Origin of the sequence: Streptomyces sp. NPDC002130 (genome assembly GCF_040296465.1) — a bacterium.
In the GTDB taxonomy this organism is placed as follows: domain Bacteria; phylum Actinomycetota; class Actinomycetes; order Streptomycetales; family Streptomycetaceae; genus Streptomyces.
The window spans coordinates 1-4,087 of the sequence record NZ_JBEOXI010000019.1 but is presented as its reverse complement, the minus strand read 5'-3'; the positions used below and the strand labels follow the sequence as shown (position 1 = coordinate 4,087).

The 4,087-nt window shown below is 73.2% G+C and carries 4 protein-coding genes; 2 read left to right on the top strand and 2 right to left on the bottom strand.

Features of this window, described 5'->3' with window-relative positions; genetic code table 11:
• Positions 1-875: ABC transporter ATP-binding protein (locus tag ABT116_RS05795; RefSeq protein ID WP_351628336.1), on the top strand; the 875-nt coding region annotated here is incomplete at its 5' end.
• A gap of 9 nt (positions 876-884) precedes the next feature.
• Here ABT116_RS05795 and ABT116_RS05790 read toward each other — a convergent pair.
• Entirely contained in the window at positions 885-1,067 is a 183-nt protein-coding gene (locus ABT116_RS05790) for a DUF8839 family protein (protein WP_053671240.1), read from the bottom strand.
• A 323-nt stretch (positions 1,068-1,390) separates the two neighbouring features.
• Positions 1,391-2,755: an amidohydrolase gene (locus ABT116_RS05780; protein WP_351628333.1), complete on the bottom strand. Its 1,365-nt coding sequence runs from the start codon at positions 2,753-2,755 to the stop codon at positions 1,391-1,393.
• A gap of 134 nt (positions 2,756-2,889) precedes the next feature.
• Between ABT116_RS05780 and ABT116_RS05775 the strand changes: the two genes are divergently transcribed.
• Positions 2,890-3,843, top strand: a complete 954-nt coding sequence (locus ABT116_RS05775) for an endonuclease/exonuclease/phosphatase family protein (protein WP_351628330.1) — start codon at positions 2,890-2,892, stop codon at positions 3,841-3,843.
• Positions 3,844-4,087 lie beyond the last annotated feature (244 nt).

The following is a 4,087-nucleotide window of genomic DNA, read 5'->3' as shown; positions in this document are numbered from 1 at the left end:
ATCTGCACCGGCTGTACACCGAGGCGGACCAGTGGGCGATCCCGGCGGGCGGCACGCGGCTGCCGGAGGATCCGCGCGAGATCCGCTTCGAGAACGTCACCTTCCGCTACCCGGGCGAGTCCGCACGCCCCGCCCTCGACGACGTGACGCTCACCCTGCCGCTGGGCCGGATCGTGGCCCTGGTCGGCGAGAACGGCTCCGGCAAGACCACCCTGGTCAAGCTGCTCGCCGGGCTCTACACGCCGGAGCGGGGGCGGATCCTGTGGGACGGCGTGGACGCGGCGACCGCGGACCGGCACCTGCTGGCCGAACGGATCGCGATGGTGGCGCAGGACTTCAAGCGGTGGCCGTTCACGGCCCGGGTGAACGTCGCCCTGGGACGCACGTCGGTGCCCGTGTGCGAGGACCGGCTGGCCGCGTCGATCGCCGAGGCCGGGGCGGAGACGGTGGTCGCGGACCTGCCGCGCGGACTGGACACGCTGCTCGCCCGCAACTTCAGCGGCGGGCACGAGCTGTCGGGCGGTCAGTGGCAGCGGCTGGGCATCGCCCGGGCGGCCTACCGCAGGGGCCACATCCTGATCGTGGACGAGCCGACGGCGGCCCTGGACGCCCGGGCCGAGCTGGAGGTCTTCGAGCGGATCCGCGCCCTGGCCGACAGCGGCCAGACGGTCGTACTGATCACGCACCGGCTGGCGTCCGTGCGGCACGCGGATCTGGTGCACGTCCTGGACCAGGGCCGGCTCGTGGAGTCGGGGACACCGGACGAGCTGCTGGCGACCGGCGGGCTCTACGCCGAGCTGTACGCGCTCCAGGCGGAGCAGTTCGCCTCGTCACCCGCGCCGGTCAGGAAGGTGCCGGCGCCGAAGGCGGGCTGACGCCACACGTCAGGCCGTGGCGTCGGCCGCGTCCCCGCTGCGCACGATCACCAGGAACATGTCCGTGGCGAGGTCCATGACGACCTCGGCAGGCAGGCCCTCGCTGCGCCGCGCCTGCGCGAACTCCTCCGCAGGCCAGGAACCACGCGGCCCACCGGCGGGAAAGCGCTCGAGCACCGTTCGCCCGTTCACCCTGCACCTCCATGTAGCGCTGTACTCGTAGAGTTAAACGCCAACCATGGGGTGAACGGCTCGCGAAGTGACGGTTCTGAGACGTACTTGACACGCGTTCACCGCTAAGTGTGACCAACCTCTCAGCCTCTTGGCGCATGTGTTCACTTTCCGTATCAGTCGTCGTACTCGTCGTGATACCGCACGTCCTCATTTCCCGCAGGCGCCCCAAAGGCCGACGCGCGCCCCTTGGGCAGTTCGCGGTCCGTCCGGGAGGGTGACCGGCGGGAGAGGCGGAACGCATCGCTGTCCGGGAGGATCGCGCGGGGTGTTTCGCGGGGCCGTCAGGTGTCGTAGCGCTGCACGCGCCGGCCGTGGCTGCGGTCGACGAGGGCGGGCAGGCGCTCCTCCAGTTCCCGCACCACCTCCGGCACGTCGATCGTCAGCAGTTCCCGGTCCCGCATGAGGATCCGTCCGTCGACGATCGTGGTGCGCACGTCGGCGGAGCGGGCACTGTGCACGAGGGTGGCGGCGAGGTCGTGGACGGGCCGGGTGTGTGGTCCGGTGAGGTCGACCAGGACGATGTCGGCCTTCCGGCCGGGCGCGATGCTGCCGACGCGGTCCCCGAGCCCCACGGCCCGGGCGCTCTGCAGGGTGGCGTGGTGGAGCGCCTGGCGGGAGGTCAGCCAGCGGGGGTCGCCCTCGGCCGACTTCTGGACCAGCGAGGTGAGGGCCATGGACTCCCACACGTCGAGGTTGTTGTTGGAGGCGGCGCCGTCGGTGGCGAGTCCGACGTCGACGCCGATGTCGCGCAGGGCGCGCACGGGTGTGGTGTCGGGCCAGGCGAACTTGAGGTAGCCGCGGGGCGCGCTGGCGACGGCCGTACGACCGCCGGCCCGCTGAAGGACGGGCAGATCACGGTCGATGATGCCGGTCCCGTGCGCGAGGAGTACGTCCGCGGAGAGGATGCCGGTGCGTTCCAGGACCTCGATCGGGGTGACGCCGTGGCGGGCCAGGCCGGTCTCGGTCTGGTCGCGGTTCTCGGCGGCGTGCAGGTGCACGGGCAGGCCGTGCGTGCGGGCGAGCTCGGCGGTGGCGGTGAGGTCGGTGTCGTCGACCGTGTAGGGGGCGTGGGGCGCGAGCGCAGTGGTGATCCGGCCGTCGGCCGTTCCGCGGTGACGCAGGGCGAACTCCAGTGACCGCTCCCGGCCTTCGGGACCCTGCGAGGAGAAGAACGTCTCCCCGAGCAGGGCCCGCATGCCGGATTCCGCGACCACCCGTGCGACCGCGTCCATGGCGAAGTAGTGGTCGGCGAAGCAGGTGACGCCCGCGCGGATCATCTCGGCGCAGGCCAGCCGCGCCCCCAACTCGACGTCCGTGGCGGTGAGGTTGGACTCGACGGGCCAGACGACGTCGTTGAACCACTCCTCGGTCGGCAGGTCCTCGGCGAGTCCGCGCAGCGCGACCATCGGGGCGTGCGTGTGGCAGTTGATCAGGCCGGGCAGGGCGACTTGGCCGGGGGCGTCGAAGCGCTCGGCGGCGGGCAGGTCCGCGGCCTCCGCGGTGGTCGTGACCGCCTCGACGACCCCGCCCCGTACGACGATCGCGGCGTCCTCCGCGAACCCGATCCGCTCTTGATCGTCGTGCACGAGGACGGTACATGCGCCGATGATGAGCTCGGCGGGACTCTCCGCGGCAGAAGGCGTCACCACGCCAACGTACGACGACGTCGTAGGGCGGCATGAGCCGAACCGCACATCCCGTCACGGCTCTGTCGCGGGGCGGGCCGGGCGCGCACCCTGGCCTCACCACCCCGACTGTCGGCTTCTGAAAGGAGCCCGGCATGCTCCTCGGCACCTGGAACCTGGAGAATCTCTACCGGCCCGGCGGCCCGTACGGCCCGCAGGACGAGGCGGGGTACGAGGCGAAGCTCGCCTCCCTCGCGGCCGTGGTCACGGAACTCGATCCGACCCTGCTCGGCGTGCAGGAGGTCGGGGACCCGGAGGCCCTGAAGGACCTGGCCGGGATGCTCGACGACGACTGGCATGTCGCCCTGTCCGAGCACGCGGACAGCCGGGGCATACGGGTGGGGTTCCTCAGCCGTACCGCGATGACGGTGGTGGCCGACACGCGGGCGTTCCCGGCGGAGCTGCGTCCCGTGCAGGTGGACGATTCGGGGCTGACGTCGGGGCAGGCGGGGCGGGGCGTCCTGGCGGTCGAGGTCGAGGGCGGGGACGGGCCGCTGCGGGTGGCCGTATGCCATTTGAAGTCCAAGCTGTTGTCGTACCCGAACGGCCGTTTCCAGCCCCGCGACGAGGGCGAACGTGCCCGCTACGGCGCCTACGCCCTGTACCGGCGGGCCGCCGAGGCGACGGCCCTGCGCGCGCTCGCGGACCAGCTGCTGGCCGGTGACGGGCGGGAGCGGGACGTGGCGGTGCTGGGCGACCTGAACGACGAGGTGCAGGCGGCCACCACACAGATCCTGCTCGGCCCGCCCGGCTCGGAGCTCGGCACACCGGGCCACGACCGGCCGGACCGGGGCGATGCGACGCGGTTGTGGGACGTGGCCCCGCTCATCCCGCCCGGGCAGCGCTGGTCCCGGGTGAACTCCGGGCGGCGCGAGCTGATCGACCACGTCCTGCTGAGCCACCGCCTGGTGCGCCGGGCGACGGCGGCGGGCACGGGTCTGCCGGGCGAGGGCCCGCCCGGCCTGCCGTCGGTCGGCCCGGACCCGGCGGAGCGGCGGGGTGAGCCCGGATCGGACCACGCTCCGGTGTGGGTGCGGGTCGGCGGCTGAACATCGTTGACGTAACGGGCGTGGCAGCCGGCGTGGTACCGGGCGGGCTAGCCGGCGTGGTGCCGGGCGGGCTAGCCGGCGTGGTGCCGGGCGTGCCAGCCGGCGAGGTACCGGCCGCGCCAGCCGGCGAGGTGCCGGGCGTGCCAGCCGGCGAGGTGCCGGGCGTGCCAGCCGGCGAGGTGCCGGGCGTGCCAGCCGGCGAGGTGCCGGGCGTGCCAGCCGGCGAGGTGCCGGGCGCGCCCGC